Below are 914 nucleotides of genomic sequence, written 5' to 3'. Positions count from 1 at the left end.
GCGGGCGTAGTCCGCGCTGGACTGAGCCGCCAGGAGTTGGCGCTGGGCTTCTTCCAGCTCGCGCTGGGCCAGTTCCTTGGGGGAGGGTTTGCGGAAAGGGTTTAGGAATTTCATGGGGTGCTTTCAGTTGGAACGGAGAGGTTTGTCTTTGGCGGCACGATCAGGCGAGCAGGTGTGCATAGTCTTTGAACAGGCGCGATTCCCAGTCGGTTTCGCCAAGGCATGCGCGCTGGATGAAGGCCCAGCTCGGCACGTCCTCGCGGTCGATTTCGCGGCACCAGATAGGCATACCGAGCACGCGGGTGACGCGCTCAAGCACCTGAAAACCGGTGCAGTCGCTGCGCGTCCACCGGCGCACGCGGTGGGTGGTGGCGATGATCTTCACGATCAGGCCGTCACACCGTTGATCCGAAGAAACTCGCGGCGCTCGGCGATGCTCTTGATGCCGGCGGCCTTGCGGAGCATCGCTGCTTTGCCCAAGTCTTCGCAGTAGCGGTGGGTTTGGCCGAGGACGATCCAGGTGTGCAGGGAGTCCTGCGCGTCGATCTCCAGCTTGATGGCGGCCATTTCGAGCCACTTGGTGCTGACGGTGAGTTTGCGGGTCATCTGGTGCTTTCGTTGGTTTGTCGTTACTGACAACTGAACTTTACCGACAAGTGTGAACAACGACAAGTTTTTTCGCAAAAGGTCACAAACTTTTGTCGGGTATTACGCAAACGCGAAATTTCGCATACACTTCAGTCCGCTCACCGAGCAACTTAAATTTTCAAACTGGAGCACTCATGAACATCGAAGACCGCCTGGAATCCATCGACACATCGCTGAAGACCCTTGTCACCATCCTGCAGAGCGCAGGCACCATCACCGCCGTGGCCGGCGCCCCTGAAGCCGCTGCTGCAGCGCCTACCGCAGAG

2 protein-coding genes are annotated in these 914 nt (G+C 59.0%); both read right to left on the bottom strand.

Features of this window, described 5'->3' with window-relative positions:
• Positions 1–160 precede the first annotated feature (160 nt).
• Positions 161–385 (bottom strand): hypothetical protein, encoded by a 225-nt coding sequence (locus I6F49_RS20225; protein ID WP_114488343.1) that lies wholly within the window; start codon positions 383–385, stop codon positions 161–163.
• A gap of 2 nt (positions 386–387) precedes the next feature.
• Complete coding sequence (locus tag I6F49_RS20220; protein ID WP_114488342.1) at positions 388–606, bottom strand: hypothetical protein; 219 nt, start codon at positions 604–606, stop codon at positions 388–390.
• Between the last annotated feature and the right edge of the window lie 308 nt (positions 607–914).

It is taken from the genome of Pseudoalteromonas sp. SWN166 (genome assembly GCF_015864485.1).
Classification (GTDB): Bacteria; Pseudomonadota; Gammaproteobacteria; order Enterobacterales; family Alteromonadaceae; genus Pseudoalteromonas.
Note: the sequence above shows the minus strand (reverse complement) of the source record. Positions and strands in the feature narration are given on the sequence as shown.

Coding starts and splice junctions, on each gene's coding strand:
- I6F49_RS20220 (WP_114488342.1), bottom strand. CDS start 606: ATGACCCGCAAACTCACCGTCAGCACCAAGTGGCTCGAAATGGCCGCC.